This is a genomic window from Achromobacter sp. MUI-25009338, assembly GCF_057359325.1.
Genome location: NZ_CM170627.1, coordinates 5,232,203 through 5,258,778, shown reverse-complemented (window position 1 = coordinate 5,258,778; position 26,576 = coordinate 5,232,203). Strand labels below are relative to the sequence as shown.

Genomic DNA, 26,576 nt, shown 5'->3' with positions numbered 1-26,576 from the left:
TCCATGGAAGCATCCGCCCACATCGACACTTTCGCCCGGGACAACCTGCCCCCGGCCGAACAATGGCCCGAGTTCCTGCTCGACGGTCCCGACGTGGCCTATCCCAAACGCTTCAATTGCGCCGTCGAGCTGGTGGACGCGATGGTGGGCCGCGGGCATGGCGAACGCGTGGCGCTGCGCTGGCGCCAGGACGGCAAGCCGGCCGCCATGACCTACCGCGAGCTGGCCGCGCTGAGCAACCGCATCGCCCGCGTGCTGGTCGAGGACATGGGGCTGGTGCCCGGCAACCGCGTGCTGCTGCGCGGGCCGAACAACCCCATGATGGCGGCGTCCTGGCTGGCCGCGATCAAGGCGGGCCTGGTCACCGTGCCGACGATGCCGCTGCTGCGCGCCAAGGAGCTCAAGCAGATCATCGACAAGGCGCAGGTGCAGGCGGTGCTGTGCGACGTGCGCCTGAAGGACGAGGCCGAATTCTGCGTGCAGCCCGGCCACGAGCACCATTGCCCGGCGCTGTCGCGGGTCATGTATTTCAACGATGCCGCGCCCGACGCGCTGGACGCGCTGGCCGCGGGCAAGCCGGACGACGCCTTCCAGGCCTGCGACACGGCCGCCGACGACGTCTGCCTGATCGCCTTCACCAGCGGCACCACGGGCGCGCCCAAGGGCTGCATGCACTTTCACCGCGACGTGCTGGCGATGTGCGACCTGTTTCCCAAGCACGTCATCAAGCCGGGCCCGGACGACATTTTCTGCGGCACGCCGCCCCTGGCCTTCACCTTCGGCCTGGGCGGGCTGCTGTGCTTCCCGCTGCGGGCAGGCGCCAGCGCCGTGCTGGCCGAGAAGCTGACGCCGGAAAGCCTGCTGCAATTGATTCAGGATTTCCGCGCCACCATCGTGTTCACCGCGCCGACCTTCTACCGGCAGATGTCCGCGCTGGCGGGCAAGTTCGATATTTCCTCGCTGAAGAAGAGCGTGTCGGCCGGCGAGGCGTTGCCCGACGCCACCCGCCAGCTGTGGAAAGAGGCCACCGGCATCGAGATGATCGACGGCATCGGCGGCACGGAAATGATCCACGTGTTCGTGTCCAGCCCGCCCGAGTCGGTGCGCCGCGGCGCCATCGGCCGCGTGGTGCCGGGCTATGTGGCGCGCATCGTGGACGACAAGATGCAGCCGGTGCCCAACGGTACGGTGGGCCGGCTGGCGATCAAGGGTCCCACCGGCTGTCGCTACCTGGCCGACGAGCGCCAGCTGCGCTTCGTGCAGGACGGCTGGAACCTGCCGGGCGATACCTTCGTGCAGGATGACGACGGCTATCTGTTCTATCAGGCGCGCAATGACGACATGATCGTCTCGGCCGGCTACAACATCGCCGGCCCCGAGGTGGAGGACGCGCTGCTGCGCCACGAGGCCGTGGCCGAGTGCGGGGTGGTGGGCGCGCCGGACGACGAACGCGGCCAGGTGGTCAAGGCTTTCGTGGTGCTCAAGCCGGGCTACGAGGCCGGCGGCGAGCTCACCACGGCGCTGCAGCAGTTCGTCAAGGCCACCATCACGCCTTACAAGTATCCGCGCGCCATCGAGTACGTGGATGCGCTGCCGCGCACCGAGACCGGCAAGCTGCAGCGTTTCGCGCTGCGCAAGATGGCTTGAACAGGCCGGAAGGAAACATCATGGCAGCTCCGTTCATCAGCCAGGTAGAGGTGCGTTTCCGCCACTGCGATCCGGCGGGCATCGTGTTCTATCCGCGCTATTTCGAGATGATCAACGATTTCGTCGAGGAGTGGTTCGACAAGGGGATGGGGCTGCCGTTTCATGCGCTGCACGTGGAGCGCCACATCGGCACGCCGACGGCGTCGGTGCAGTGCGATTTCAGCGCGCCGAGCCGCTGGCACGAGCGCCTGCGCCAGGTGCTGGAGGTGCAGCGCATCGGGGGGGCGTCGTTCAAGGTGCTGGTGAAGTTCGAAGGCCCGGACGGCCAGCTGCGGCTGGCGGCGACGCTGACGATCGTGACGGTGGATTTGCGGACGATGAAGTCCATGCCGCTGCCTGCGGACTTGCGCGAGCGGATGCAGGCCTACCTGGTTCCCGCCGCCTGAGCGGCGGGGACCGCCCTGTAGTTTGTTTTTTTGATAATAGGATGACGTTATGAAGATTCTGCAACCGCCGGATTGGATGGCGCCCCGGGGCTATTCGAATGGTGTGCTCACCGAGATGCAGGTGGGCAGCAAGCTCGTTTTCGTGGGCGGACAGGTGGGGTGGAATGGCCAGCAGCAGTTCGAGTCGGACGACCTGGCGGAGCAGGTGCGCCAGACGCTGGCGAACATCGTCGCGATCCTGGCCGAGGGCGGCGCGAAGCCCGAGCATATCGTCCGCATGACGTGGTACGTGACGGACAAGGACGAGTATGTGGCGGCCTATCCCGCCATCGGCAAGCATTACCGGGAGTACATCGGCCGGCACTTTCCGGCGATGACGGCGGTGGAGGTGGCCGATCTGGTCGAGGACCGGGCCAAGGTCGAGATCGAGGTGACGGCGGTGGTGCCGGCTTGATGGGCGCTTCTATAAACGCCCGTCGCGCGGGGCTGGCCTCCGGTTCTTGAGACGCCCGTCGCGGTGGGGCCCCGGGGTGCGCGGGGCCACGATTGCGGTCCGGAGCCTTCGCTCCGGACTACCCCTTCGTCATCTTCGTCACCGCCTTCGGCGGTTCCTTCAGATTCCCTCGGGCTTATCGACGCCCCGCGCACCCCGGGGCCCCACCACGCCGTGCTGCATCGGCCCTAATGTGGCGTTCGCCGGGAACGGGTGGGGTGCTTGGCATTCTGTTCGCGGGCGGCTGTGTTGCGAAGATCTTGCGGGGTCCGCCCCATGTCGGCCGCGCGGGCGGCCTCATGGGGCTTGCAGGCGTCTTGCGGCGCGGATTCGTTGAACCGGTGGTGTACGGAACGTTGGGCCGTAGGATGGGTGCAGCGCGCCAAGGACTAGGCAAGAATTCAATCGCCAAGCGCGCGTAACCCATCGGCCGGCGAAGCCGGCATCCAGCCCCGGCATCCGACCCTGGCATTCAAACCCGCCGCGTCTCCCGCGGCAATTCCCCGAACCGCTCCCGGTAATACTCCGAAAACCGGCCCAGGTGCCCGAAGCCCACGCCCAGCGCCACTTCGGTGACGCTGGCGCCGGCGTCGGATTTCAGTTTCTGCCTGGCCGTGTCCAGCCGCAGCGCGCGCAGCGCGTTCATGGGGGTGGTGTCGCGGTGTTCCTGGAACAGCCGCGTCAGCGCGCTGGCGCTGGCGCCGGCGTGGCGGGCGATGTCCATCAGGGTCAGGGGGGCGGACAGGTGCTCGCGCATGTAGGACTCGGCCAGGGCCAGGCGGCGGGGGACCGCCGAGGCCAGGCCGGCGCGCGCCTGCCAGCTGTTGGGCTGGTTGTAGAGCAGGTGCAGCATCAGGGTGTCTTCCAGGTGTTCCAGCCACGCCGCGGGCGGGCGCGGCGCGCCGTCGTCCAGCGTGGGCAGCAGATGGATCAGGCTTGCGACCATGCTGCACCAGGCGGCCCCTACGGGCGTGTCCAGGCGCAGCGCGGGGGCGAAGTCCAGCGGGCCGGCGGCGGCTTCGCCGAAGGCGCGCAGGCCGATGGCTTCGAGCTTGCCGCGCGGAATCTTGAGCAGCAGCTGTTCGCAGCCGGCTTCCCAGTGCAGGCGCAGCGGGCGGTTGGGGGCGATGACGGCGGCGCAGTCGGGGCCGGCGTCGACGCGGTCGGCGCCGCATTCGATGCAGGCGCGGCCGCGCAGCGGCACCTGCACCAGCATGAAGTCCTGGAGGCGGTCGGGTTCGATGTGGACTTCGGCGCCGTAGCGCAGCGTACAGACGGTCAGCGAGCCGAAGCGGGCGCGGTTGAGCTGCGCGTCCACGCGTCCGCCTTTCCAGGTCAGGCGGTGCTCCTTCAGCGCTTCGGACACGAGCGTGCGCGTCTCGTCCTGCTGCGTGGAGCTGAAGACGCGCCGCTGCAACAGGGGCGCCAGCGTGGATCGGGACCAGCCATGCATGCATGCCTCCGGCACGGGAACCCTCCCGTATCTGCGGCCAGGGTAATGTAAAGCGCGCGCGCGTGGAATTAAGTGAATCCCGGATAAGGCTGACAGGAATCGGATAGAGCCGCCCGGCCCGCCGGCCTAAGCTGGCAGGACGGCAGGGTGGACCGTGGCAGACGGCTTCTGTCAGCGTTGCGCCGGCGCGGCCGGCGGGGAAAACGGGGTGGCTCATGAATCGAAACCTATGGCGCCGGCGCGCGCTGGCGGCGCTGGCCTGTATGGCCGCCGCGGCGCATGCGTCGGCGGCCGACCAGATCAAGATCGGCCTGCTGACCACGCTGTCCGGGCCGGGCGCGGCGCTGGGCAACGAGATCCGCGACGGCTTCAATCTGGCGCTGCAGCATACGGGCGGCAAGCTGGGCGGGCTGCAGGCGGAAGTGGTGGTGGCCGACGACCAGCAGAAGGCCGACACCGGGCGCCAGGCGGTGGAGCGCCTGCTCAAGCGTGACCGCGTCGACGTGATGACCGGCATCGTGTTCTCGAACGTGCTGCTGCCGGTGATGCCCGCCATCCTGCAGTCGGGCACGATCTACCTGAGCACCAACACCGGTCCGGAAAACTACGCCGGCGCAGGCTGCAACCCCAATTTCTTCGCCGTGGCCTGGCAGAACGAGGACATCCCGGCCGCGATGGGCAAGTACGCCGCCGACCAGGGCTACAAGCGCGTGGCGCTGATCGCGCCGGACTATCCCGGCGGGCGCGAGTCGCTCAACGGCTTCAAGCGGCTGTACAAGGGCGGCCTGTCCGAAGAGATCTACACCCAGCTCGGCCAGCTGGACTACGGCGTGGAAATCACTCGGCTGCGCGCCAGCAAGCCGGACGCGGTGTTCTTCTTCCTGCCCGGCGGCATGGGCGTGAATTTCATCAAGCAGTTCAACGGCGCGGGCCTGGGCAAGGAGATCGCGCTGCTGGCGCCGGGCTTCTCGGGCGACGAGGACACCATCGCCGCGGTCGGCGCGCCCATCGAGGGCCTGCGCAACACGGCCCAGTGGGCCGCCGAACTGGACAACCCCGCCAACCGCAAGTTCGTCGAGGATTTCACCAAGACCTACAAGCGCAGCCCCACGCTCTACGCCTCGCAGGGTTACGACGCGGCCATGCTGCTCGACAGCGCGGTGCGCCAGACCGGCGGCAAGCTCGGCGCCGACGCGCTGCGCCCGGCCTTGCGGCGCGCGGACTTCAAGTCGGTGCGCGGCGATTTCAAGTTCAACACCAACCACTATCCGATACAGAACTACTACCTGCGCATCGTCGAGGCGGGCGCGGGCGGCAAGCTGTCCAACAAACTGTCGGGCACGGTGCTGACCCAGTACCACGACCCGTTCGCCGCTTCCTGCCGGATGAAGTAGGGCGGATGCCCGCAACCAGGAGACACGCATGACCCCCAGCATTACCACGCGCGACGTGACGGTCGCCTCGCACGACGGCAAATCCTTCGGCGCCTATCTGGCGGTGCCGGCCTGCGGGCACGGCCCGGGCCTGGTGCTGTGCCAGGAGATCTTCGGGGTGAACGACTTCATGCGCCGCGCCGCGCAGCTGCTGGCCGAGGAAGGCTACGTGGTGCTGGTGCCCGACCTGTTCTGGCGCCAGCAGCCCGGCATCCAGCTGACCGACGGCCCGGCCGACATGCCGCGCGCCTTCGAGCTGTACCAGGGCTTCGACGTGGAACTGGGCCTGCGCGACATCGGTTCGTCCGTCGCCGCGCTGCGCGATCTGCCCGAGCAGCGGGGCGGCGTGGGCGTGCTGGGCTACTGCCTGGGCGGCAAGCTGGCCTATCTGGCGGCGTGCAGGCTCGACGTGGACGTGGCGGTGGGCTATTACGGCGTGGGCATCGAACAGAGCCTGGACGAGGCCGCCGGGCTGCGCGGCCGGCTGGTGCTGCACATCGCCGAGCAGGACGGCTATTGCCCGCCGCCGGCGCGCCAGCGCATCCTGGAGGCGCTGGGCGGCAAGCCCGGCGTGGAGCTGTACGTCTACCCGGGCGTGGACCACGCCTTCGCGCGCACCGGCGGCGAGCACTACGACAAGCCCTCGGCGCTGATGGCGCACCAGCGCAGCATGGCCGCGCTGCAGCGCGCCATCGGGCCGGAGTTCGATTATTCGCACCTGTGGGACAAGCATTGCGAATACGAATTCGGCACGCGCGACGTGGCGGCCACCATGGCCACGATGGTGGCCGAGCCCTATGTGAACCATATCCCCACCATGACCGGCGGCGTGGGCTACAAGGAGCTGAGCCGCTTCTACCAGCATCACTTCGTCAACAACAACCCGCCCGACACCCGCCTGGTGCCGCTGTCGCGCACGGTGGGCGCCACGCAGATCGTGGACGAGCTGCTGTTCTGCTTCACCCACACCACCGAGATCGACTGGCTGCTGCCGGGCGTGAAGCCCACCGGCAAGTACGTGGAAATCCCGCTGGTGGCCATCGTCAAGTTCCGCGGCGACAAGCTCTACCACGAGCACATCTATTGGGACCAGGCCAGCGTGATGGTGCAGGTGGGGCTGCTGGACCCCAAGGGCCTGCCCACCGCCGGCCGCGAGACGGCGGCCAAGCTGCTCGACGAGACGCTGCCGTCGAACACGCTGATGGCGCGCTGGCAGGAAAGCGCGGGTAAATAGGAGGAAGGCATGTCATACACCGAAGCGCAACTGGCCGCCCTGGTGCGCGGCGACAGCGTGCATCGCGCGGTCTACACCGACCCGGCCATTTTCGACCTGGAGATGCAGCGCATCTACGGCCGCGCCTGGATCTACGTGGGCCATGAAAGCCAGGTGCCCAGGACCGGCGACTATCACACCACCCGCGTGGGCGACCAGGACGTGCTGATGGTGCGCGCCGCCGACGGCCGCGTGCACGTGCTGTACAACCGCTGCCCGCACAAGGGCGCCAAGGTGGTGGCGGACGGCGACGGCTGCGCCGGCAAGTTCTTCCGCTGTCCCTACCATGCCTGGACCTTCAAGCTGGACGGCAGCCACCTGGGCGTGCCGCTCAAGCAGGGCCTGGAGGGCACGGCCTACGACCCGGCCGATCCCGCGTTCTCGATGCGCCGGCTGGCGCGGGTGGAAAGCTACCGCGGCTTCGTGTTCGCCAGCCAGTCGGCCGAGGGGCCGGGGCTGGAGGAATTCCTGGGCGGCGTGCGCTCGTCCATCGACAACCTCTGCGACCGCTCGCCGGTGGGCGAGGTGGAGGTCGCCGGCGGCATTTTCCGCGTCATGCAGCGCTCGAACTGGAAGGTGTTCTACGAGAACCTGCACGACACCATGCACGCCCGCGTCACGCACGAGTCGTCCTATGCCGCCGCGCGCGACGAGGCCAAGGAGCTGGGCGAGATGCCGCTGGAGCTGCACATCATGGACGGCAACGGCGAGCCTTATGAATTCTGGGAAAAGCTGGAGCTGCGCGCCTACGCCAACGGCCACGGCTACATGGAAGGCATCTTCAACCCCGGCGCGGCCGAGCGCGATCCGGTGTCGCGCGCGCATTTCGAAACCCTGACGGCCGCCTATGGCGAGGCGCGGGCGCGCGAGATCCTGGGCATGAACCGCCACAACACCGTGATCTACGGCAGCGGCTCGCCCCACACCGTGTTCCAGCAGTTCCGCGTGATCCGGCCCATCGCGGTGGACCGGACCATGATCGAGATCCAGACCTTCCGCTGCAAGGGCGCGCCGGACGGCGTGTTCAAGCGCGCCATGCTGTACGCCAACGTCATCAACTCGCCCTCGTCGAACGTGATGCCGGACGACATCGAGCTGTACAACCGCTGCCAGGAAGGCAACGCCACGCGCGGCGGCGAGTGGGTCAGCATGCACCGCTACCACGGCACCGACCGCAGCGACCCCGACGGCATGGTGTCGGTCAACGGCACCAGCGAGCTGCCGATGCGCAATCAGTTCCACGCCTGGAAGACTTATATGCAAGCCGGCGCCACCACCACCGCCGCGGCCGCCGAGGGAGACCGAGCATGTTGCTAGACCTGGATTTCGACGTCGCCACCGACGGCCTGGCGCCGGCCGAGGTCCCGGCCGACGCCTATCACCGGATCGCGCAGTTCCTGTACCGCGAGGCGCGCCTGCTGGACGAGCGCCGCTACGCCGAATGGCAGGCGCTGTGGACGGACGACGGCATGTACTGGATGCCGCGCGTGCCCGGCCAGCAAAGCCCCTACGACCACATTTCGCTGTTCTGGGAGGACCGCATGCTGCGCGACGTGCGCGTGCGCCGGCTGGAGCATCCGCGCAACTGGTCGCAGCAGCCGCCCACGCGCAGCGTGCGGCTGGTGGGCGGGGTGCAGGTCGAGGGCGTGGACGCCGGCGGCAACCTGGTGGTGCATTCCGTTTTTCAGATGACCGAATGGCGCAAGCGCCAGCCGCGCCAGCTGGCCGGACGCTACACGCACAAGCTGGCCGCCGAGGGCGACAGCTGGCGCATCCGCATGAAGCGCGTGGACCTGGTCAATTGCGAGGACGTGCACGACGTGTTCGAGGGCTTCGTGTGACGGCGGCCGATACCGCGGTGCTGGCGCTGCACTACCAGAACGACGTGCTGCATCCGGCCGGCAAGATCCGCGTCGGGCTGGACGCCGACGGCGACACGCGGCGGCGCGTGCTGGAAGGCGCGGCGGCGCTGCTCGCCGGCGCGCGGGCCGCCGGCCTGCCCATCGTGCACGTGCGCATCGCGTTCCGGCCCGACTACGCCGACCTGCTGCCCAATTGCGCCATCTTCCGCAACGTGGCGGCGATCGGCGCGGTGCCCGACGGGCAATGGGGCAGCGAGTTCTACGAGGGCCTGCAGCCGCTGGCCGGCAGCGCGCGCGAATTCGTGGTCAAGCACACCCGCATCAGCGCCTTCTACGGCACGCCGCTGGAAGAAACGCTGCGGCTGCTGGGCGCGCGCCGGCTGGTGGTGGCGGGCGTGGCCACGCATTCGGTGGTCGAGGGCACGGTGCGGCATGCGGCCGACATCGGTTTCGACGTCATGGTGGCGCAGGACGCCTGCGCCGCGGCCGACCCGGCGGCGCACCAGGCCTCGCTGGCCAGCATGCGCCTGATCGCGCGGATCGGCACGGTGGCGGACGCGCTGCGCTGGGCGGCCGCGCCGCCTGGATAAGGAAGAATCATGGACTACACGGGTTTTCCAGGCGTGGCGGGCAGGACCGCCATCGTGACTGGCAGCACCCAGGGGCTGGGCGCGGACATCGCGCGCGGCCTGGCCGCGGCCGGCGCCAACGTGGTGCTGGTCGGGCGCAATGCCGAGGCCGGCCGGGCGCTGGAGCGCGAGCTGGGCGAACGGGCGCTGTACTGCGAGACCGACATCGGCCAGGACAGCCAGATACGGCGCTGCATAGACGCCGCGCTGGCGCGCTTCGGGCGGCTGGACATCCTGGTCAACAACGCCTGCCAGTATGCGGACCGCGGGCTGGCCTCCAGCCGCGAGGAGTGGCACCGCACGCTGGACACCAACCTGGTGTCGGCGGCCATCTTCACGCAGCTGGCCGCGCCGCTGCTGCCGCGCGGCGGCGTGGTGGTGAACCTGGGCAGCACGGGCGGCAAGTTCGGCGCGGCCGGGCGCGCGCTGTATCCGGCCTCCAAGGCGGCGCTGCTGCAGATCACCAAGAATTTCGCGGTGGAACTGGCGCCGGCCGGCGTGCGGGTGCTGGCGGTGTCGCCGGCCTGGACCTGGTCGCCGTCGGTGCAGCAGTTGTCGGGCGGCTCGCGCGAGACGGCCGACGCCGTGGGCGCGCATTTCCATCCGCTGGGCCGGGTCGGTTCGGGCGAGGAGGTCGCGGCGGCGGTCTGTTTCGCCTGTTCCGACGCGGCGTCATGGATGACGGGCGTGGACCTGCCGGTGGACGGGGGATTCTCCATCCTGGGGCCGGACCGCGGCATTTCGCCGCGCGCCTGGTTCCAGGAACTGGCGCCGCAGGACGGCGTCAGCGGATGACGATCTGGCCTTCCTCCAGGCCGGCCTTGCCGCCGATCTGGTCTTCCAGGAATTCCTGCATCTTGTTGCCCAGCTGAATCGTCACGCCGCTGCAAAAGCGCCGCGCCGCGACGATGGTGGCGGTCTGCAGCGGCTGCAATTCGCGCGCCAGCTGGGCCTCTTCGGCTTCCAGTTCGGCCAGGTCCTGGCCGAGCTTGAGGTGCGTGTTGCGCGCGCGCTCGGCCACGTCGGCCGGGGCGCGCTGCGGATTGGCCTGCAGAAAGGTCAGCAGCTTTTCGAGCTTGGCCTTTTCCTCGTTCATCTGCTGGCGCTTGCGGTTCAGCGCCGAACGCTTGATGTCGGCGTGCGGGTCCAGGCCGGCCTGCACCAGCGTCGGAATGCCCGAAGGCGCGCCGATGGTGCCGGCGCGCACGCCGGTCAGCGCGCGTGTCTGGCCGCCCACGATGGCGGTCTGCTGCGTGTTGGGCGGGCCGACGTTGATGCTGCCGCCGGCGGCGATGCTGCTTTGGCGGATCTCGCGCTCGACCTCCACGTTGCGGCCGGCGCTGACGATGGCGTTGGTGATGAAGCGGGCGCGCACCTCGCCGCCGCAGATGATGCGGGCGGTGCGCGCCGCGGCGGCGGCGTTCTGCAGCGCCTCGGCCGTGCCGATGATGCCGCCCTTGACCGTGACGCTGCCGCCAGCTTCCACCAGCGCGGCCTCCATCGTGCCGTTGACGACCACGTCGCCGGTCACGCGCACCTCCATGGTGGCGCTGATGTCGCCGCGCACCTGCAGCGAGCCCTCGAAATTGATGTTGCCGGTGGATAGGTCGACGGCGTCGACTTCCACCACCGGATTGACCTGCACGCCGTGGCTGACCAGGGTGGGCGTGCCCGAGACGGTGGCGCGCAGCAGCAGCGGGTCCTCGGGATCGACCTCGACGCCGGCCAGCTCCTTGGCGAAGGGCGTGTCGGGCATTTCGTCGGGCAGCACCGGCTGGCCCAGCACGTCGGTGCCGTCCACGCCGGGCAGGGGCGGCACGCGCCGCATCAGCGGCGTGCCCGGGGTGACCAGCAGCAGATTGCCCAGGTCGCGGTAATCGACCTGGGCCAGTTCGTCGATGTCCTCGCCGCGCGGTTTCAGGCGGTCCAGCAGGCTTTCGAAGCGGGTGGGCGTGCCGCGCACGGGCGGGGTGCCGCGCGCGACCTCCACGGTTCCGGGGGCGCCGCGCTCCAGCGCCGCGGCCAGTTCCTCTTCCAGCACGCCATGGACGATGCCCTGGTCGGCCAGCGCCTGGCGCACGTCGGCCAGCGCCACGGGCTTGCCGCCCTTGGGGGCGTGCAGGGTGAGCAGCGCCGACATGCGGGCGGGGTCGAGTTCGAGTTCGAAACTGCCGTCCACGACCATGCCGACCGCGCCCTCGACGCCGTCCTGGGCCTGGCGGCATTGCTCGATGAAGGCCTGGACGGCGTGGGCGTCGAGCGCTTCGGCGTTCCAGCCCTGCGCCGTGACGGCGGCGCTCAGCGTGTCCCAGGTGGGCAGATCGGCGGGGAAGCGGGGCGCATCGGCGGCCGGAAGATCGGGCGTCTCCGGGACGTCGGCCGGCTCCGGACGAGTCGGCGGCATGTAGCTTGCCGTCAGGACCCGGGTACTGGCGTCCAGCGCCAGCCGGAGCGTGTTTGTTGCGTCCATTTCAGCCTCTCCGCTTGGCACTGGCGGCCAAGTTCTTCATTTGGTAATGATGCGAAATATTAAGACATATTCTAGCGCAGGATTAGGACGTAGGTAGGAGCGACAAAACCGGCGGTCTGCAGCAGCATATGAGCTCGCCCACGCATCCGGAGCCCGACCCCATGCGCAGCCCCCTCCGCCCCTTTCTACCGGCCCTGCGCGCCCGCCTGGCGCGCGCCGGCGGCATCGCGGCGCTGGCGTGCGTCATCGGCGGGCCGCTGGCGTTGGCGCCCGCCGCCCCGGTCCAGGCGGCCGAGGTCTATCGTTACAAAGATCCCTATGGCGTCTGGCGGGCCATGAAGGTGCCCAACGGCTACGCCAAGCACTACAAGCGGGCCCAGGTCCGCGCCGGCTGGCGCAGCGCCGGCAAGCCGCTGTGCGTGACCTGCGAACCCCAGCCCGGCGACGGCGCGCGCCAGGCGCCGCTGGCGCCGGCTTCGCGCGCGGCGTACTGGGAAGGCAAGGGGGCCAGCGCGCACGACACGCTGATCGCGCGCGCGGCCCAGGATTCGGGAGTGGACCGGGCGCTGCTGACGGCGGTCATCGCCATCGAATCGGGTTTCCGCAGCGACGCGCGTTCGCCCAAGGGCGCGCTCGGCCTGATGCAGCTGATGCCGGCGACGGCGGCCACGCTGCTGACGGTGGACGACGTGGAGACGGCGCTGGTGGACCCCGCTACCAACGTGAAGGCGGGCTCGCGCCACCTGCGCCGCCTGCTGGACCAGTATCCGGGCCGGCTGGACCTGGCGCTGGCGGCCTACAACGCGGGCGAGGGCGCGGTGCGCCGCTACGACGCCGTGCCGCCCTATGCCGAGACCCAGGCCTACGTGCGCGACGTCACGGCCCTGTACGAGCACTACAAGGCGCCCTGAGCGGGCGCCCGGCTCACAGCGAGGCGAAGACCTTTTCCGCGATGTCCAGCGTGGACTGGATCACGGCGTCGTCGTGCGTGGCCGAGACGAAACCGGCCTCGAACGCCGAGGGCGCGAAATGCACGCCCTGCTCCAGCATGGCGTGGAAGAAGCGGTTGAACGCCGCCGTGTCGCAGGCCGAGACCTGGGCGAACGAGGCGGGCACCTGGTCGCTGAAGTAGAGGCCGAACATGCCGCCCACCGAATCCGCGGAAAACGGCACGCCGGCGGCGCGCGCGCGTTCCTGCAGGCCCTGGGCCAGCTTGGCGGTCTGGGCCGACAGCTGCTCGTAGAAGCCCGGCGCCGCGATCAGGCGCAGCGTGGCCAGGCCGGCGGCCACGGCCACCGGGTTGCCCGACAGCGTGCCGGCCTGGTAGACCCCGCCCAGCGGGGCGATGTGCTTCATGATCTCGGCGCGCCCGCCGAAGGCGCCCACCGGCATGCCGCCGCCGATCACCTTGGCCAGCGTGGTGAGGTCGGGCTGCACGCCGGTCAGGCCCTGCACGCCCTGCGGGCCGACGCGGAAACCGGTCATCACCTCGTCGAAGATCAGCAGCGCGCCGTGCTGCGTGCAGACTTCGCGCAGGCCTTCCAGAAAGCCCGGGGCCGGCTTGATCAGGTTCATGTTGCCGGCGACCGGCTCGACGATGATGCAGGCGATGTCGGCACCATGCTTTGCGAAGGCCTCGCGCACCGCGTCCAGATTGTTGTATTCCAGGGTCAGCGTGTGCGAGACGAATTCGGGCGGCACGCCGGCCGAGCTGGGGTTGCCGAAGGTCAGCAGGCCCGAGCCGGCCTTGACCAGCAGGCTGTCCGAGTGGCCGTGGTAGCAGCCTTCGAATTTCACGATCTTGGCGCGGCCGGTGGCGCCGCGCGCCAGCCGGATGGCGGTCATGGTGGCCTCGGTGCCCGAGCTGACCAGGCGCACCTGCTCCAGCGAGGGCAGGCGCGAGATCAAAACTTCGGCCAGCTCGATTTCCGCTTCGGTGGGCGCGCCGAACGACAGGCCGTCGACGGCCGCTTCCTGCACCGCGCGCACCACCTCGGGATGCGAGTGGCCCAGGATGGCCGGGCCCCACGAGCCCACGTAGTCGATGTACTGGCGGTCTTCGGCGTCCCACACGTAAGGGCCTTGCGCGCGCTTGATGAAGCGCGGCGTGCCGCCCACGGAACGGAAGGCGCGCACGGGCGAGTTGACGCCGCCGGGGATGCTGCGGCAGGCGCGTTCGAAAAGCTGGGCGTTACTGGACATGGCGTTCAAGGCTTGCGATTGGGGTTGGCGGAATAGGGCGCCGCGCAGGCCGCGGCGGCGGCGCGGATGCTGGGCGCTTCGAAAAGGCCGGTGATGACGGCGATGGCGTCGGCGCCGGACTGCGCCACCAGCGCGGCGTTGTCGGGCGTGATGCCGCCAATGGCGACGACCGCGGGGCGGGGCGCGTCGCGCTGGTCGGCCAGCTGGCGCGCCGCGGCCAGCACCGAGAGCGGCGCGCGCACCGTGTCCGGCTTGACGGTGGAGGGGAACATGGCGCCGAAGGCGATGTAGTCGGCGCCGGCGTCGAGCAGGGCCTGGGCGCGGTCCAGGTCGTCGTAGCTGGAGCCGCCCAGGATCAGGTCGGGACCGGCCTCGGCGCGGATGCGCGCCAGGCTGTCGTCGTCGCGGCCCACGTGGGCGCCATCGGCGCCGACTTCCAGCGCCAGACGCCAGTCGTCATTGATGAGGAACACCAGGCCCAGCTCGCGGCACAGCGGCGCCAGCGCGCGCGCCTGTTCGGCGCGCACCGCGTCGGGCACGTTCTTGCGGCGCAGCTGCAGCGAGCGCATGCCGCCTTCGGCGGCCTGGCGGACCGCCCGCAGCAGGCGGTCGGTGTCGTCCCATTCGGGGGTCACGCCGTACAGGCCGGCGGGGAAACGCAGCGCTTTCATTGGGGAGGAATCCGGTTGGGTATGCGCCGGCCCATGCCGGGCAGGAAACTGGCGGCGATCGCGCTGTCGGCATGCGCCAGGCCCTGGCGTACGGCCTCCGGCATGTCCAGGCCGCGGGCCAGCATGGCCGCGATCGCGGTGGCGGCCACGCCGCCGGCGTCGCCGTTGCGGTCGGGCGGCGCCTGCCAGGGCAGGGTGGCGGTCTGGCCGTTGGGGCCCAGCAGCATGTTGGCGTAATGGCCGGGACGCTGCGGGCTGCCCAGCACCAGCACCCATTGGGCGCCGGCGGCCACCAGGGCGTGCATGGGCGAAGGTGCGTCCCCGATATCGATGTCGCCGTCGGCGTGCCATTGCGCCAGGCGCAGGTGCTCGATGACCAGCAGGTCGGTCTGCGGCAGCACCAGCTCCAGCGTGGCGGCCAGCAGATCGTCGGCTTCGTCCTCGTCGGCGGCGTTGGCCGGCGGCTGGGCGCGCTGGCCCAGGTGCAGCACCAGCGGCACCTGGCTGTAGTCGGCCGCGACCTGCGCGGCTACGCTGGCCGTTTCGGCAGTGTATAGTCCGCCCACCTTGATGGCCTGCACCGGCATGTCTTCGAGCAGGCAGCGCGCCTGGTCGTCGAGCAGGTCGGGCGAAACGGGATGGATTTCTTCGATACCGGCGGTATCCCGCACGGTGAGGGCGGTCACGGCCGCCAGGCCGTGGCAGCCGAGGGCGGCGCAGGTGACGGCGTCCGCCGGCAAACCATCGGAGCCCGAGGGATCGAGCGGACCGAAGACCAGAACGAGAGGGGGAGTAACGGGGGCCACGTGCACAGCGCTTGAGTATGGCTATCCGGACTCATTTACGATGAATCAGGGGAAGCCCTATTGGGTTTCGGTAAGATTGTCCCCATTCTAATGGAAGCCCCTCACCTTTGCCCCGCCGCCGGGGCGCGGGCCGGGATTTGATGTAAGAGAGAACTATGCGTACATGGATGTGTTTGATTTGCGGCTGGGTCTACGATGAAGAAGCCGGCCTGCCCGACGAGGGTATTGCTCCCGGCACCCGCTGGGAAGACGTGCCGCCGAACTGGGTCTGTCCCGAATGCGGCGCGCGCAAAGAGGACTTCGAACTGATGGAAATCTGACGCGGCACTGCCGACAACTTCCGCCAAGGCTCGTAAGATGGGATCAAGCCCCATCCCTCGCGACCACGGGACGGCCAGGATGCGTTTGCGCGGCCGGTCCCTCGGTTCTCTCAGACTACCCACGAAGGGGTTGCCATGACGGAAAAGCACCAAGACGACACTACGACGCAGGCGGCCAATTTCGCCAACCAGTTCCTGATCGCCATGCCGGGCATGGTCGAAGGCAGCCTGGCGGGCTCGGTCATCTATGTCTGCGAACACACGGAACGTGGCGCGCTGGGCCTGGTCATAAACCGGCCCACCGACCTGACGCTGGGCACCCTGTTCGAGCGCATCGACCTGACGCTCGAAATCGGCCCCGTGAAGGACTCGCTGGTTTACTTCGGCGGGCCGGTGCAGACCGACCGCGGCTTCGTGCTGCACGCGCCGGCCGGCGACTACAGCTCCAGCATCAAGCTGGGCGGCATGGCGCTGACCACCTCGCGCGACGTGCTGCAGGCGGTGGCCGAGGGCAACGGGCCGGCGCGCATGCTGGTCACGCTCGGCTATGCCGGCTGGGGCGCGGGCCAGCTCGAAAGCGAGATGGCCCAGAACGCCTGGCTCAGCGTGGGCGCCGACGACAGCATCATCTTCGACGTGCCGCCCGAGGACCGCTACCCGGCCGCGCTGAAGCTGCTGGGCATCGATCCGGTGATGCTGGCGGGCGACGCGGGCCATGCCTGAAGAGACCCTGCTTGCCTTCGATTTCGGCGAGAAGAAAATCGGCATCGCCATCGGCAATACGCTGACGCGCCACGCGCGGCCGCTGGAAATCATCTTCAGCGAAGTCCGCGAGGCGCGCTTCGGCCGCATCGCGGCGCTGCTGCAGGAATGGCAGCCGCGCCGCGTGATCGTCGGGCTGGCGCTGGACGCCGACGGCGGCGAACAGCCGGCCACCGCGCGCTGCCGCCGCTTCGCCAACCAGTTGCACGGCCGCTTCGGCGTGGCCGTCGAACTGGTCGACGAACGCGGCTCCAGCATGGAGGCGCAGCGCCTGCTGGGCACCAACGCCGCCGATGACGCGATGGCGGCGGCTGTTATCCTGCAACGCTACCTGGATGCCTTGCCGGCGGCCTGAGGCCCGCGAACCGCCCCGCCTATGCTCAATCCGCAACTCGATCGCCGCGGCGAACCGATACACCTGCTGACCACGGAAGGCCTGCCCCGCCGCCACGTCGAGCGCCTGCTCGACATGGCGCTCGCGGCTCCACCCGCCGTGCGCGCGCAGCCGGCCTATCTGTGCCTGCCGGACGACGCCGCGACCGAGCGCGACGCGTACTCGGCCGCGGCCGCAAGCCTGGGCCTGCGCCCGGTGGCGCTGGCCGCCGACGCCGGCGAGACGCTGGCGGACGTGGCCGCCGCCCTGGAGCCGGGCCTGCTGGTGCTGCGCCACGCCGCCAGCGGCGCGGCGCATTGCGCCGCCGCCCATGCCGCGCCCGGCGTGCGCGTCATCAACGCCGGCGACGGCGGCCACGCCGATCCGTTGCCGGCGCTGGCGCTGCTGCAGGCGATGCGCGAAGCCCGCCAGGACCTGGCGAATCTTTCCGTGACGCTGGTGGGCGACCTGCGTCACTCGCGCGTGGCGCGTTCGGCCATCCACGCCATGACCACGCTGGGCGTGGCGCAGGTAAGCGCGGCAGGCCCGGGCACCCTGCAGCCCGAAGGCCTGGCTCAACTGGGCGTGCGCGCCTGCGCCTCGCTGCGCGAAGGCCTGGACGCCGACGTCATCGTCATCCTGCCGCTGGACGTGGAACGGATCAGCGGCGCGCTGCTGCCCTCGGCCCGCGAATACGAACAATCCTTTGGCCTGACGCCCGCCATCCTGGCCGGGGCCCGCGCCGACGCCTTGCTGCTGCCCGCGGGCGCGCTGACGCCGGGCGTCGAGGTCGACGCCGACGTCGCGGCCAGCCTGGCTCCCACGCAGGCGCGCCTGGCCGCACTCACGCAGCAGCTGCGCGTGGCGGCCCTGGCCATGCTGGCCGCAGACGCGCCATGAGGCTGCACATCGCCAACGGCCGCCTGATCGACCCGGCCAACGGCGTCGACGGATTGCACGATCTCTACCTCGCGGACGGCCGCGTCGCGGCGGTGGGCCGCGCGCCCGACGGCTTCCAGGCCGACCGCCGGCTGGACGCGGCGGGGCTGGCGGTGCTGCCGGGCCTGGTCGATCTGTGCGCGCGGGTCGCGCAGCCCGGCGCGGCGGCCTTCGCGCCGACCGAACTGCGCGCGGCCCTGGCCGGCGGCGTCACCACGCTGGTGCTGCCGCCCGACGCCGCGGCGCCGCTGGACGAGCCGGGCAAGGCCGAGGCGCTGCTGCGGCAGGCGCAGCCCGGCCAGTGCCGGGTGCGCCCGCTGGGCGCGATGACGGTGGGACTGGCCGGCGAAACGCTGGCCGAAATGGATCTGCTGGGCCGGGCGGGCTGCCTGGCCTGCGCCCAGGGCGAGCATGGCATTGCCGACACCCGCGTGCTGTGGGGCGCGATGCGCTATGCCAGCGGCCTGGGCCTGGCCTTGTGGCTGCGGCCGCAAGACCCGTGGCTGTCCCGCGGCGCGGCGGCCGCCGCCGGCGCCTATGCCGAACGCCTGGGCCTGCACGGCCTGCCGCCGCAGGCCGAGACGCTGGCCCTGCACACCATCTTCGAATTGCAGCGCGCCACCGGCGCGCGCGTGCACCTGACGCGCCTGTCCACCGCGGCCGGCATCGAACTGCTGCGCGCCGCGAAGCGCGAAGGCCTGCCGGTCACGGCCGACGTGTCGGCCAACAGCCTGCATCTGTGCGACGTCGACATCGGCTTTTTCGACACCCGCTTCCACCTGTCGCCGCCGCTGCGCGGCCAGCGCGACCGCCAGGCGATCCAGGCCGCGCTGGCCGAAGGCCTGGTCGATGCGCTGTGTTCGGACCATGCGCCGGTCGAGGCGCGCGCCAAGGCCATGCCCTTTCCGCTGTCCGAGCCCGGCGCCACCGGGCTGGAGCTGCTGCTGTCGCTGGCCCTGAAGTGGGCGCGCGACGCCCGCCGGCCCGTGGCCGACGCGCTGGCGCGCGTCACCAGCGGCCCGGCCGCCGTGCTGGCCGCGATTGCGCCGCAGGCGGCGCCCGTCGGCCAGCTGGGCGTGGGCGCGCAGGCCGACCTGTGCCTGGCCGACCTGGAAGCCGAATGGATGGTCGCGCCCGGCGCGCTGCACAGCCGCAGCGGCCAGACCCCGTTCGCGGGTATGATGCTGCCCGGCCGAGTACGCGCCACCGTCGTGGGTGGCAGCCTGGCCTGGGAGACTCCGGTTTGAAGCTGTTGCGCTTTGTCCTAAGGCTGGTCCTCGTGCTGCCCTGGATCGTTCTCGGCCTGCTCTGCGTGGGCCTGGCGTATCCGCTGCTCGGAATCCGCTCGCGCGCCTGGCTCAACCGCCACTGGTCGCGCTGCCTGATGGCGTTCTGCGGCCTGCAGGTCATCATCAAGGGCGAGCCGCGCCTGACCGGGCCGGTGCTGCTGGTGGCCAACCATGTGTCCTGGATCGACATCTTCGTGCTGAATTCGGCGCGCGCCACGTCCTTCGTCGCCAAGAGCGAGATCCGCAGCTGGCCCGTCATAGGCTGGCTGGTGGCCGGCGCCGGCACCCTGTTCATCGAGCGCGGCCAGCGCCACGCGGTGCACGCGATGGGCGAGGCCATGCAGGCGCGCTTCAAGCAGGGCGACGCGGTCGGCCTGTTCCCGGAAGGCACCACCAGCGAAGGCTTCGAGCTGCTGCCGTTCCACGCCAGCCTGTTCGAGCCGGCGCGCGCCGCCGCCGTGGAAATCCAGCCGGTCGCGCTGCGTTTCCTGCAGCATGGCAAGCGCAGCGGCTACGCCGCCTTCGTCGGCGAGGAATCGCTGGTGGCCAATCTGTGGCGGGTGCTGGGGGTTAGCGGACTGGCCGTGGAAGTGGTGTTCCTGCCGCCGCTGCCGGCGCGGCATCCGGACGGCAGCCTGCCGACGCGGCTGGAGCTGTCGCACCAGGCCAGGGACGCGATTTCGCGGGTGTTGTGAAGGGGGGCGATGGGTTCCGCGCGCTCGATGGTTGAGTTCTTGCTTAAGGATTCTCGCGCTGCACCCATCCTACGCTGCGAACCACGGCTCGACCGTAGGATGGGTGCAGCGCGAGAAATTCGACGCAAGAACCCCACCGTCAAGCGCGCGGAACCCATCGCCCCAAACCCTCATTCAGACAACGGGTCCTGGAACTGCGAGCATTTCACCTGCACCAGTTTGCGGTCCTGCAGGCGCAGCGCCGTCAGCGACCCGCCCCACACGCACCCGGTATCCAGGCAGATCGCGTCCGGCCGCAGCAGCAGCCCCAGCGTCGACCAGTGGCCGAACACCGTCGTGACGTCGCGGGTGGCGCGGTTGGGCACGTCGAACCACGGCACCAGCCCCGCGGGCCAGGCGCCCGGCGTCACCTTGGTGGCGAATTCCATGTGGCCGTTGGGCGTGCACAGGCGGATGCGCGTGAGCGCATTGATGATGACGCGCATGCGCTTGCCGCCCTTGTGGTCTTCCTTCCAGGTGGCCGGCTCGTTGCCGTACATCTTCTGCAGCGCCTTCTGCCAGTTCGGCCCGCGCAGCGCGTCCTGGACCTCGCCGGCCAGGGCCAGGGTCTTGGCGACGTCCCATTTGGCCAGGGTGCCCGCGTGCACCAGCAGATGGTTCTGCTCGAAATGCGCCAGCGGACGGAAGCGCAGCCAGTTGATCAGGTCGTCGGCGTCCGGCGCCCGCAGTATCGCTTCGAGCGTGTCCGACTTCGAGGGCTTGCGCACGCCGGCCGCGGTGGCCAGCAGGTGCAGGTCGTGATTGCCCAGCACCGAGGTGGCGCGGTCGCCCAGGTCGATGATGCGCCGTAGCGTCTCCAGCGACTGGGGGCCGCGGTTGACCAGGTCTCCGGCGAACCAGAAGCGCGATTGCGGATCGCCGACCACGTCGGGATGGGACAGCAAGCGATCCAGCGGCGAGCAGCAACCTTGCACGTCGCCGATCATCCAGATACTGCCGTTCATGCGGGACTTTTACTCCAGGGCCAGCGTTGTTGGATGACGCGAGTGATGGTGTGGCGGTATTCCATGTAGCTCATGGCTCCCAGCGCCAGGATCACCGCGCCCAGGTTCGGCCCCAGCGCGGTGAGCCAGGGCGGCCATTTGCCCAGCATGCCCACGTTCAACGCCAGCTGGTTGACCATGAAGAAGGCGACGCCGAGCAGAATGCCCACGAACACCTTGGCCCCCACGCCGCCGCGGCGGGTCTGCATCAGGCCGATGGGCGCCGCGATCGTGATCATGACGAGCAAGGTGAACGGATATGCCAGTTTGCGCCATAGGGCGACGACCTGGCGACCATATTGCAATTGGTTGTTGCGGAGATACTCCACATAGTCCAGCAGCGTCACGATGGACATGCGTTCCGGTGTCAGCACCCGCGCGATCAGGCGTTCGGCGCTGAGCGTGGTGTCCACCGTGCGCTCGGGCACCTTCACCACGGTGGCCGGCGGCTGCTTGGGCGGGCGCGCGTCGGCCAGCGCTTCGGCGGCGTTGTCGTCCAGCCGAGTTTCGGACACATCCTTGAGCACCAGGTCGCCGTGCGAGAAGACGCCGGTGGGCGCGGTCGACAGGGCCGACAGCGTCAGGTCCTTCTTGAACTCGTAGAGCGTCACGGCGTTGACCTGGCCGTCGCCGCGCAGTTCGCCGATATTGATGATGCGGGTGCCGCCGTTGGCGGTGGGTTCCTTGAACCAGTAGCCGCTCTTGAGGCGGTCGCCGCCGGCCTTGCCGCGGAACATCAGGTTGGCCTCGCCGGACTTGATTTCGGCCCAGGGGGTGACGTATTCGGACAGCAGGCCGGCGCCTATCATCAGCGGGATCGTGACGATCCACAGCATGCGCAGCAGCTTCATGCCGCTGACGCCCGAGACCCGCAGGATCACCAGCTCGTTGCGCTGCGCCAGCCCCGCCAGCGCCAGGATGGCGCCGATCAGCAGGCCGATGGGCAGCAGGTCGTACAAGCGGGTGGGAATGGCCAGCGCCTGCATGTAGAGCAGGGCCATCATGGAGAACTTGTCGCCCACGTTGTCCAGGTCGTCCACCAGCGCGAAGAACGTGAAAAGGCCCAGCAGGGCCATAAGGACCACTGCGCAAGAGCGATAGATCTCGCGGGCCAGGTAGCGACGTGCGGTACGCATGTAGGAAAGAGGGAGCGCGTAAACGTGAAAGCTTAACAAATCCTGCCGTCCCGGTCCGGGCCCGGAGGGTCCCGGCCGACGGCGCCTGTATCAGGGAATGTCGACCATGCGCATGCGGCGGGTCAGGACGCCGACCCGGGAGTTCAGGTAGCGGGAATTGCGGTGGCTGTCATAGAAGCGGGGGTTGGGCAGCATGGCCGCCAGCCGGGCCGACTGGCTGGCGCCCAGGCCGGCGGCCGAGGTGTTGAAATAGTGCCGGGCGGCGGCCTCGGCGCCGAACACGCCCACGCCCCATTCCGCCACGTTCAGATACAGTTCCAGTATCCGCTCCTTGCTCATGACGTGTTCGATCATGTAGGTCAGGACCAGTTCCTGGCCCTTGCGGATATAGCTGCGCGAACTCGACAGGAACAGGTTCTTGGCCAGCTGCTGGGTGATGGTGGAGCCGCCGCGCATCTTGCTGCGCCCGGCTTCCTGCTGCTTCTGGTTGTATTCCCAGGCCTTGCGGATGGCGTCCCATTCGACGCCGTCGTGCTCGGTGAAATTTGAGTCCTCGGAGGCCACCACCGCGCGCTTGAGGTTGCGGTTGATCTTGTCGTACGGCACCCACTCGTACTTCAGCTCCAGGGCCGGATTGGTCTCGCGCAGGCGCGACAGTTCTTCGCGCATGATGGCGCTGCTGCCCGGGTCGCGGTAGTTGTACCAGACGACCTGGGCGAACAGCCAGAACTGGTAGAGCAGGATGGCGCACCCCAGCGCCATCAGCGCGCCGGTGACGATGCGGAACCAGGAGCGGCCCTTGCGCGTCGCCATGCCGCTCACTGGCCGGCCGCGAGGTCCGCGCGCAACGCCGCGAGGACCGGCGCGGGGTCGGGCCGCAGGCCGTGCCAGATGAAGTAGCTCTCGGCCGCCTGGCCGACCAGCATGCCCAGGCCGTCGGCCGTGAGCGCGGCGCCGTCGGCCTCGGCCTGGCGCATGAAGGCCGTGGGCCGCGCGCCGTACATCATGTCGTAGGCGGCCGCGCCGGGGGCGTACAGGCCCGCGGGCAGGTCGGGGGCGGCGTCCTGCAGGCCGCTGGCGGTGGCGTTGATGACCAGGTTCCAGCCGCCGGGGGCGGCGGCGTCGGCCAGGCCGCCGGCGCTGACCCGGGTCTCGGGCGATACCCCGCTTTCGCGCCAGGCGTCGGCCAGCGCCTGGGCGCGCGCGGCGGTGCGGTTGACGATGTGGATGCGGGCGCAGCCGGCCTGCGCCAGCGGCTGCAGCACGCCGCGGGCCGCGCCGCCGGCGCCTACCAGCAGCACGCCGGCGCCATTCAGGCGCACGCCCAGGCGCATCAGGTCGGCGACCAGGCCGACCCCATCGGTGTTACAGCCGTGCCAGGCGCCGTCGCGCCAGGACAGGGTGTTGACCGCCCCGGCCAGCCGGGCGCGGGCCGACAGCCGGCCCGCGGCCAGGGCGTAGGCGTCCAGCTTGAAGGGCACCGTGACGTTCAGGCCGACCCCGCCGTCGGCCACGAAGGCCGCCACCGCCTCGGCGAAACCGTCCACCGGCGCCAGCAGCCGGTCATAGCGCAGCGGCTTGCCGGTCTGGCGGGCAAACATGGCGTGGATCTGAGGCGAGCGGCTGTGCGCAATGGGGTTGCCGATGACGGCATATCGGGCAAGAGGGGACGCCTCGGTCATGGGGCTTCGGTTTCCAGGGTGTCGTTGACGAAATGCCAGGTCCGGGTGATGACCAGCACGTCGGTGTCGCGGGCGACGTCGGGCGGGAAGGGCGGGAAGGGCGCGGCCAGCTGCACGATGCGGCGGGCGGCCTGGTTCAGCACGGCGTGCGGCGAGGGCTGGTCGATCTCGACGTCGGCGATGCTGCCGTCGGCGCGCACCGACACCGTGATCCGCAGCGAGCCGTAGATGCGGCCGCGCGCCTCGTCCGGGTAGTGCTGGGTGCCGACGGTTTCGATCCGGGTGCGCCAGGCGTCCAGGTAGGCGGCGTAGCGCGAGGCCTCGGCCGACGGCGCCACGAACTGCTTGCGCGGTTCGGCGCTGTACTGCTGGACGCGGGCCGCCAGGGCCGCCACCTGGGCGTTCTGCACCAGGCTGGCCTGGTCCTCGGCGTCGCGGCCGAGGTCGGCGCCGTCCGGCCAGGGATTGACGGCCTGGCGCTCGGCGCCGGCCTTGTCGGCCGAACGCAACTGGGTCATCAGGCGGGTCTGCTCGGCCTCGAGCTGCACCTGGCGGCGGCGCATGGCCTCCAGCACGATGGTCTCGGCCGATTCGCCGGTGCGCGGCAGCGGCGTGGTCGACATGCCGCGCTCGGCGTTGCCGCCGCCGCTCATCTGCTGCTGGGCCTGCGCGCGCGGCGTGTCCGGCGGGGTTTCGCTGCGGGCGTTGAGCAGCACGATCTCCAGGCTGGTGGCCGGCGGGCGCGAGGGCGCCGGCGCGCCGAAGCGCCACGCCAGCGCGCCGGCGTGCAGCAGCAGCGAGATCGCGATGCCGATGCGCAGGTGCTGCTGGGCAGGGGCGCCCAGCCACCGCAGGTAACGGCTCAGCGGAGAGGGGTGGTCAGCAAGACGTTGCACGCACGCATTGTAGAGCGACTCCCGCTCCCGCGGGCACCGGGGCGCCCGGGGCCGCCCGCGCCGACGAGCGGCCTACGAAGAAGAGGCCACGGCCGTCAGGACAAACAAACCCGCCTTACGACTCCCCGCCGACAGCAGGACTGACAACCCCCACATACCGGCAATCCAGCTCCAGCGACAACTCATCCATCCCCAGGATATCCAGCTCCACGGCAGTCCCCCGTTCCAGCTCCGGCATCCCGCCGACCCGCGTCACCAGCGGCGCATTGGCGAAGCGCACCAGGTCCTCCCGCAGCACGTGGGCCACCGTGCGCGTCACGTTGTGCTGCTTCAGCCAGCGCAGGCACCAGTAGCGCTCCATCGCGCTCTGGAATTCCGCCCACGCGGCGTATTGCGCGTCGAACGCGCCGATGATGGCGAACAGATCGGCGTCGCGCGGCTTGAACGGCGCCACCAGGCGCGCCGACACGCCATGCTCCACCGCCGCGATCAGCTGCCATTGGTTCACCAGGTCCACGTAGCGGCGCAGCGGCGAGGTGCTCCACGCGTATTGCGGCACCCCGATGGCTTCGTGCGGCAGCGCCTGCGTGCTCATGCGCACGCGCCCGGCCTGCTGCGAGCGGTAGATGCCCGGCACGCCGTGCTGGTGCAGCAGCCCGCCCCACAGGTTGTTCGCCAGAATCATGTACTCGGCCACCATCCGGTCCAGCGGCGCGTTGCGCTGGCGCGGCACCAGCCGCACCGGGGTGTCGGGATCGTCGGGATCGCCGTCCAGGTAGAAGCTGTATTCCACGCGCGAATTGTTCTCGGGCTTGCCGCGCACGTTCTCGCGCTGCGCGCACAGCGCCTGCGCCAGCTTCCACAGCGGGCGCAGCCAGTCGCCGTAGGGCAGTTCGGCCGAGGGATCGGCCAGGCTGGCCTCCGTGACGTGGGCGTCGAGCATGTTGTGGCGCAGGTTCTCGCGCACCACCAGGCGCTCCAGGCGCGTCTCCGACTCGATGATCTCGCCGGTCTCGGGGTTGGCCACCACGTACAGCGACAGCACCGGCGCCTCGCGCCCGGCGTCCAGCGAAAACGCCTGGATCACGTTGTCCGGCTGCATCGGGATCTTGTCGCCCGGCATGTAGACCGTGGACAGGCGCGCCCGCGCCAGCTTGTCGAAGTCGCTGTCGCGCGTCACGCTCAGGCCGGGGGCGGCCACGTGCACGCCGACGCGCACGCGGCCGTCGGGCAGGGTGCTGACCGACAGCGCGTCGTCGATTTCGGTGGTGGTGACGTCGTCCACCGAATAGGCCACGGCGTCGGACAGCGGCAGATCGCGGTCGATCGGCGGCAGTTCCAGCTCCGGAAAGCCCACGCCGCGCGGGAAGTTGGTGGCCAGGAAGCGGCGCTTGTGCAGCGCCAGCGCATGCGGCCAGGCGCCCAGCTCCAGCAGCAGGCGGTCGGGGCTCTTGCCCAGCTTGGCGCAGGCGGCGTCCAGGGCCTTCCATTGCTGGGAGTTCTTGTCGGGGCGGATCAGCAGGGACTCGGCGGCCTGCGCGATCGGTTCGGGCAGGCGCCCGGCGGCCATTTCGTCCACCCATTGCTGCTGCTGTTCGGCCTGGCGCTGCTTTTTCTCCAGCGCGGCCAGCGCGGCGGCGAGGATGTCGGGCGGGGCGGGGCGGTAGCGGCCCTTGCCGCGGCGGTGGAAATAGGCCGGCGCGCCGTGCAGGCGCATCAGCAGGGCGGCCTGTTCGACCGGCGTGGGCGCGTGGCCGAAGTAGTCGGCGGCCAGGGCCGGGGCGTCGAATTCTTCCTGCGGCGCGCATTCCCACAGGAACTGCAGGTCCAGCGCCTCGGCGGCCGCCGCCGCCTGGCTCATCAGCGCGGCCGGTTCCGGCGCGGCGAAGGTGAACAGCGTGTTGGCGCGCTTGATCTTGCTGCGCTTGCCGGATTCCGACTCCACCTGCAGGCTGGCGTCGGTCTCCGACAGGATATTGCCGGCCTTGAAGCTGCCGTCGTCTTCGTAAAACACATACATGGTGGGAATCGTCCTGGGCGGCGCGCACGCGCCGCC

The 26,576-nt window shown here is 70.0% G+C and carries 27 protein-coding genes; 16 read left to right on the top strand and 11 right to left on the bottom strand.

Features of this window, described 5'->3' with window-relative positions; genetic code table 11:
• The first annotated feature begins 3 nt into the window (after positions 1 to 3).
• From AC1IQ6_RS24830 to AC1IQ6_RS24820, 3 genes are read left to right on the top strand one after another with little or no spacing between them, the layout of a single operon-like run.
• Positions 4 to 1,647, top strand: a complete 1,644-nt coding sequence (locus AC1IQ6_RS24830; protein WP_485865434.1) for an AMP-binding protein — start codon at positions 4 to 6, stop codon at positions 1,645 to 1,647.
• Between the two features lie 20 nt (positions 1,648 to 1,667).
• On the top strand, positions 1,668 to 2,093 hold the full coding sequence (locus AC1IQ6_RS24825) for an acyl-CoA thioesterase (RefSeq protein ID WP_062685296.1): 426 nt from the start codon (positions 1,668 to 1,670) through the stop codon (positions 2,091 to 2,093).
• 49 nt (positions 2,094 to 2,142) lie between these two features.
• A complete protein-coding gene (locus tag AC1IQ6_RS24820) occupies positions 2,143 to 2,547 on the top strand; it encodes a RidA family protein (RefSeq protein WP_102775734.1) in 405 nt (134 codons plus the stop codon).
• Positions 2,548 to 3,058: 511 nt separating this feature from the next.
• Here AC1IQ6_RS24820 and AC1IQ6_RS24815 read toward each other — a convergent pair.
• Complete coding sequence (locus AC1IQ6_RS24815) at positions 3,059 to 4,039, bottom strand: AraC family transcriptional regulator (protein ID WP_102775735.1); 981 nt, start codon at positions 4,037 to 4,039, stop codon at positions 3,059 to 3,061.
• A 215-nt stretch (positions 4,040 to 4,254) separates the two neighbouring features.
• On the opposite strand from AC1IQ6_RS24815, the gene AC1IQ6_RS24810 reads away from it, so the two are divergent.
• The 6 genes from AC1IQ6_RS24810 to AC1IQ6_RS24785 are packed head-to-tail and all read left to right on the top strand — an operon-like array spanning position 4,255 to position 10,031.
• Positions 4,255 to 5,433 (top strand): ABC transporter substrate-binding protein, encoded by a 1,179-nt coding sequence (locus AC1IQ6_RS24810; RefSeq protein ID WP_111826758.1) that lies wholly within the window; start codon positions 4,255 to 4,257, stop codon positions 5,431 to 5,433.
• 28 nt (positions 5,434 to 5,461) lie between these two features.
• Complete coding sequence (locus AC1IQ6_RS24805; protein ID WP_102775737.1) at positions 5,462 to 6,706, top strand: dienelactone hydrolase family protein; 1,245 nt, start codon at positions 5,462 to 5,464, stop codon at positions 6,704 to 6,706.
• A 9-nt stretch (positions 6,707 to 6,715) separates the two neighbouring features.
• Complete coding sequence (locus AC1IQ6_RS24800) at positions 6,716 to 8,062, top strand: aromatic ring-hydroxylating dioxygenase subunit alpha (RefSeq protein ID WP_102775738.1); 1,347 nt, start codon at positions 6,716 to 6,718, stop codon at positions 8,060 to 8,062.
• Positions 8,053 to 8,586, top strand: coding sequence for an aromatic-ring-hydroxylating dioxygenase subunit beta (locus tag AC1IQ6_RS24795; protein ID WP_102775739.1), 534 nt, complete (start codon positions 8,053 to 8,055; stop codon positions 8,584 to 8,586). The genes AC1IQ6_RS24800 and AC1IQ6_RS24795 overlap by 10 nt, the downstream gene beginning before the upstream one ends.
• The gene (locus tag AC1IQ6_RS24790; RefSeq protein WP_102775740.1) at positions 8,583 to 9,197 is read left to right on the top strand and encodes a cysteine hydrolase family protein; all 615 of its coding nucleotides are present in this window, start codon (positions 8,583 to 8,585) and stop codon (positions 9,195 to 9,197) included. Before AC1IQ6_RS24795 ends, AC1IQ6_RS24790 begins: the two co-directional genes overlap by 4 nt.
• Before the next feature lie 9 nt (positions 9,198 to 9,206).
• Complete coding sequence (locus AC1IQ6_RS24785) at positions 9,207 to 10,031, top strand: SDR family oxidoreductase (protein WP_102775741.1); 825 nt, start codon at positions 9,207 to 9,209, stop codon at positions 10,029 to 10,031.
• Here the strand turns inward: AC1IQ6_RS24785 and AC1IQ6_RS24780 are convergent.
• Positions 10,021 to 11,706 carry a FapA family protein gene (locus AC1IQ6_RS24780; RefSeq protein WP_209165605.1) on the bottom strand — a complete coding sequence of 562 codons (1,686 nt, stop codon included), beginning with the start codon at positions 11,704 to 11,706 and terminating at the stop codon, positions 10,021 to 10,023. The two genes, AC1IQ6_RS24785 and AC1IQ6_RS24780, sit on opposite strands and share 11 nt — an antisense overlap.
• A gap of 161 nt (positions 11,707 to 11,867) precedes the next feature.
• On the opposite strand from AC1IQ6_RS24780, the gene AC1IQ6_RS24775 reads away from it, so the two are divergent.
• On the top strand, positions 11,868 to 12,617 hold the full coding sequence (locus AC1IQ6_RS24775; RefSeq protein ID WP_102775743.1) for a lytic transglycosylase domain-containing protein: 750 nt from the start codon (positions 11,868 to 11,870) through the stop codon (positions 12,615 to 12,617).
• A gap of 13 nt (positions 12,618 to 12,630) precedes the next feature.
• Here the strand turns inward: AC1IQ6_RS24775 and hemL are convergent, their stop codons facing one another.
• From hemL to AC1IQ6_RS24760, 3 genes are read right to left on the bottom strand one after another with little or no spacing between them, the layout of a single operon-like run.
• On the bottom strand, positions 12,631 to 13,908 hold the full coding sequence (hemL, locus tag AC1IQ6_RS24770; protein WP_102775744.1) for a glutamate-1-semialdehyde 2,1-aminomutase: 1,278 nt from the start codon (positions 13,906 to 13,908) through the stop codon (positions 12,631 to 12,633).
• Positions 13,909 to 13,913: 5 nt separating this feature from the next.
• Positions 13,914 to 14,579, bottom strand: coding sequence for a thiamine phosphate synthase (thiE, locus tag AC1IQ6_RS24765; protein ID WP_111826755.1), 666 nt, complete (start codon positions 14,577 to 14,579; stop codon positions 13,914 to 13,916).
• A complete protein-coding gene (locus tag AC1IQ6_RS24760) occupies positions 14,576 to 15,385 on the bottom strand; it encodes a hydroxymethylpyrimidine/phosphomethylpyrimidine kinase (RefSeq protein WP_181391079.1) in 810 nt (269 codons plus the stop codon). The genes thiE and AC1IQ6_RS24760 overlap by 4 nt, the downstream gene beginning before the upstream one ends.
• 155 nt (positions 15,386 to 15,540) lie before the next feature.
• On the opposite strand from AC1IQ6_RS24760, the gene AC1IQ6_RS24755 reads away from it, so the two are divergent.
• The 6 genes from AC1IQ6_RS24755 (at position 15,541) to AC1IQ6_RS24730 (ending at position 19,763) form a co-directional block, all read left to right on the top strand.
• Positions 15,541 to 15,705 carry a rubredoxin gene (locus AC1IQ6_RS24755; RefSeq protein ID WP_003814980.1) on the top strand — a complete coding sequence of 55 codons (165 nt, stop codon included), beginning with the start codon at positions 15,541 to 15,543 and terminating at the stop codon, positions 15,703 to 15,705.
• Positions 15,706 to 15,840: 135 nt separating this feature from the next.
• Positions 15,841 to 16,428 (top strand): YqgE/AlgH family protein, encoded by a 588-nt coding sequence (locus AC1IQ6_RS24750; protein WP_111826754.1) that lies wholly within the window; start codon positions 15,841 to 15,843, stop codon positions 16,426 to 16,428.
• Positions 16,421 to 16,822 (top strand): Holliday junction resolvase RuvX, encoded by a 402-nt coding sequence (gene ruvX / locus AC1IQ6_RS24745; RefSeq protein WP_102775748.1) that lies wholly within the window; start codon positions 16,421 to 16,423, stop codon positions 16,820 to 16,822. Before AC1IQ6_RS24750 ends, ruvX begins: the two co-directional genes overlap by 8 nt.
• 21 nt (positions 16,823 to 16,843) lie before the next feature.
• On the top strand, positions 16,844 to 17,740 hold the full coding sequence (locus AC1IQ6_RS24740; protein WP_485865433.1) for an aspartate carbamoyltransferase: 897 nt from the start codon (positions 16,844 to 16,846) through the stop codon (positions 17,738 to 17,740).
• Positions 17,737 to 19,026: a dihydroorotase gene (locus AC1IQ6_RS24735; protein WP_485865432.1), complete on the top strand. Its 1,290-nt coding sequence runs from the start codon at positions 17,737 to 17,739 to the stop codon at positions 19,024 to 19,026. Before AC1IQ6_RS24740 ends, AC1IQ6_RS24735 begins: the two co-directional genes overlap by 4 nt.
• The gene (locus AC1IQ6_RS24730) at positions 19,023 to 19,763 is read left to right on the top strand and encodes a lysophospholipid acyltransferase family protein (RefSeq protein ID WP_485865431.1); all 741 of its coding nucleotides are present in this window, start codon (positions 19,023 to 19,025) and stop codon (positions 19,761 to 19,763) included. Before AC1IQ6_RS24735 ends, AC1IQ6_RS24730 begins: the two co-directional genes overlap by 4 nt.
• 170 nt (positions 19,764 to 19,933) lie before the next feature.
• Here the strand turns inward: AC1IQ6_RS24730 and AC1IQ6_RS24725 are convergent, their stop codons facing one another.
• The 6 genes from AC1IQ6_RS24725 to AC1IQ6_RS24700 form a co-directional block, all read right to left on the bottom strand.
• Positions 19,934 to 20,767 (bottom strand): symmetrical bis(5'-nucleosyl)-tetraphosphatase, encoded by an 834-nt coding sequence (locus AC1IQ6_RS24725; RefSeq protein WP_102775752.1) that lies wholly within the window; start codon positions 20,765 to 20,767, stop codon positions 19,934 to 19,936.
• Positions 20,764 to 21,942 (bottom strand): LPS export ABC transporter permease LptG, encoded by a 1,179-nt coding sequence (gene lptG / locus AC1IQ6_RS24720; RefSeq protein ID WP_485865430.1) that lies wholly within the window; start codon positions 21,940 to 21,942, stop codon positions 20,764 to 20,766. The genes AC1IQ6_RS24725 and lptG overlap by 4 nt, the downstream gene beginning before the upstream one ends.
• A 90-nt stretch (positions 21,943 to 22,032) precedes the next feature.
• On the bottom strand, positions 22,033 to 22,755 hold the full coding sequence (gene mtgA / locus AC1IQ6_RS24715) for a monofunctional biosynthetic peptidoglycan transglycosylase (protein WP_485865429.1): 723 nt from the start codon (positions 22,753 to 22,755) through the stop codon (positions 22,033 to 22,035).
• A gap of 5 nt (positions 22,756 to 22,760) precedes the next feature.
• Positions 22,761 to 23,624, bottom strand: a complete 864-nt coding sequence (gene aroE, locus AC1IQ6_RS24710; protein WP_485865428.1) for a shikimate dehydrogenase — start codon at positions 23,622 to 23,624, stop codon at positions 22,761 to 22,763.
• Positions 23,621 to 24,520 (bottom strand): TonB family protein, encoded by a 900-nt coding sequence (locus AC1IQ6_RS24705; RefSeq protein WP_111826748.1) that lies wholly within the window; start codon positions 24,518 to 24,520, stop codon positions 23,621 to 23,623. Before AC1IQ6_RS24705 ends, aroE begins: the two co-directional genes overlap by 4 nt.
• Before the next feature lie 115 nt (positions 24,521 to 24,635).
• Positions 24,636 to 26,540 (bottom strand): ribonuclease catalytic domain-containing protein, encoded by a 1,905-nt coding sequence (locus AC1IQ6_RS24700; protein ID WP_111826967.1) that lies wholly within the window; start codon positions 26,538 to 26,540, stop codon positions 24,636 to 24,638.
• Between the last annotated feature and the right edge of the window lie 36 nt (positions 26,541 to 26,576).

Coding starts and splice junctions, on each gene's coding strand:
- AC1IQ6_RS24820 (WP_102775734.1), top strand. CDS start 2,143: ATGAAGATTCTGCAACCGCCGGATTGGATGGCGCCCCGGGGCTATTCG.
- AC1IQ6_RS24785 (WP_102775741.1), top strand. CDS start 9,207: ATGGACTACACGGGTTTTCCAGGCGTGGCGGGCAGGACCGCCATCGTG.
- AC1IQ6_RS24800 (WP_102775738.1), top strand. CDS start 6,716: ATGTCATACACCGAAGCGCAACTGGCCGCCCTGGTGCGCGGCGACAGC.
- AC1IQ6_RS24735 (WP_485865432.1), top strand. CDS start 17,737: ATGAGGCTGCACATCGCCAACGGCCGCCTGATCGACCCGGCCAACGGC.
- hemL (WP_102775744.1), bottom strand. CDS start 13,908: ATGTCCAGTAACGCCCAGCTTTTCGAACGCGCCTGCCGCAGCATCCCC.
- mtgA (WP_485865429.1), bottom strand. CDS start 22,755: ATGGCGACGCGCAAGGGCCGCTCCTGGTTCCGCATCGTCACCGGCGCG.
- AC1IQ6_RS24740 (WP_485865433.1), top strand. CDS start 16,844: ATGCTCAATCCGCAACTCGATCGCCGCGGCGAACCGATACACCTGCTG.
- AC1IQ6_RS24775 (WP_102775743.1), top strand. CDS start 11,868: ATGCGCAGCCCCCTCCGCCCCTTTCTACCGGCCCTGCGCGCCCGCCTG.
- AC1IQ6_RS24750 (WP_111826754.1), top strand. CDS start 15,841: ATGACGGAAAAGCACCAAGACGACACTACGACGCAGGCGGCCAATTTC.
- AC1IQ6_RS24810 (WP_111826758.1), top strand. CDS start 4,255: ATGAATCGAAACCTATGGCGCCGGCGCGCGCTGGCGGCGCTGGCCTGT.
- AC1IQ6_RS24805 (WP_102775737.1), top strand. CDS start 5,462: ATGACCCCCAGCATTACCACGCGCGACGTGACGGTCGCCTCGCACGAC.
- AC1IQ6_RS24815 (WP_102775735.1), bottom strand. CDS start 4,039: ATGCATGGCTGGTCCCGATCCACGCTGGCGCCCCTGTTGCAGCGGCGC.
- lptG (WP_485865430.1), bottom strand. CDS start 21,942: ATGCGTACCGCACGTCGCTACCTGGCCCGCGAGATCTATCGCTCTTGC.
- AC1IQ6_RS24725 (WP_102775752.1), bottom strand. CDS start 20,767: ATGAACGGCAGTATCTGGATGATCGGCGACGTGCAAGGTTGCTGCTCG.
- AC1IQ6_RS24795 (WP_102775739.1), top strand. CDS start 8,053: ATGTTGCTAGACCTGGATTTCGACGTCGCCACCGACGGCCTGGCGCCG.
- thiE (WP_111826755.1), bottom strand. CDS start 14,579: ATGAAAGCGCTGCGTTTCCCCGCCGGCCTGTACGGCGTGACCCCCGAA.
- AC1IQ6_RS24700 (WP_111826967.1), bottom strand. CDS start 26,540: ATGTATGTGTTTTACGAAGACGACGGCAGCTTCAAGGCCGGCAATATC.
- ruvX (WP_102775748.1), top strand. CDS start 16,421: ATGCCTGAAGAGACCCTGCTTGCCTTCGATTTCGGCGAGAAGAAAATC.
- AC1IQ6_RS24825 (WP_062685296.1), top strand. CDS start 1,668: ATGGCAGCTCCGTTCATCAGCCAGGTAGAGGTGCGTTTCCGCCACTGC.
- AC1IQ6_RS24780 (WP_209165605.1), bottom strand. CDS start 11,706: ATGGACGCAACAAACACGCTCCGGCTGGCGCTGGACGCCAGTACCCGG.
- aroE (WP_485865428.1), bottom strand. CDS start 23,624: ATGACCGAGGCGTCCCCTCTTGCCCGATATGCCGTCATCGGCAACCCC.
- AC1IQ6_RS24755 (WP_003814980.1), top strand. CDS start 15,541: ATGCGTACATGGATGTGTTTGATTTGCGGCTGGGTCTACGATGAAGAA.
- AC1IQ6_RS24830 (WP_485865434.1), top strand. CDS start 4: ATGGAAGCATCCGCCCACATCGACACTTTCGCCCGGGACAACCTGCCC.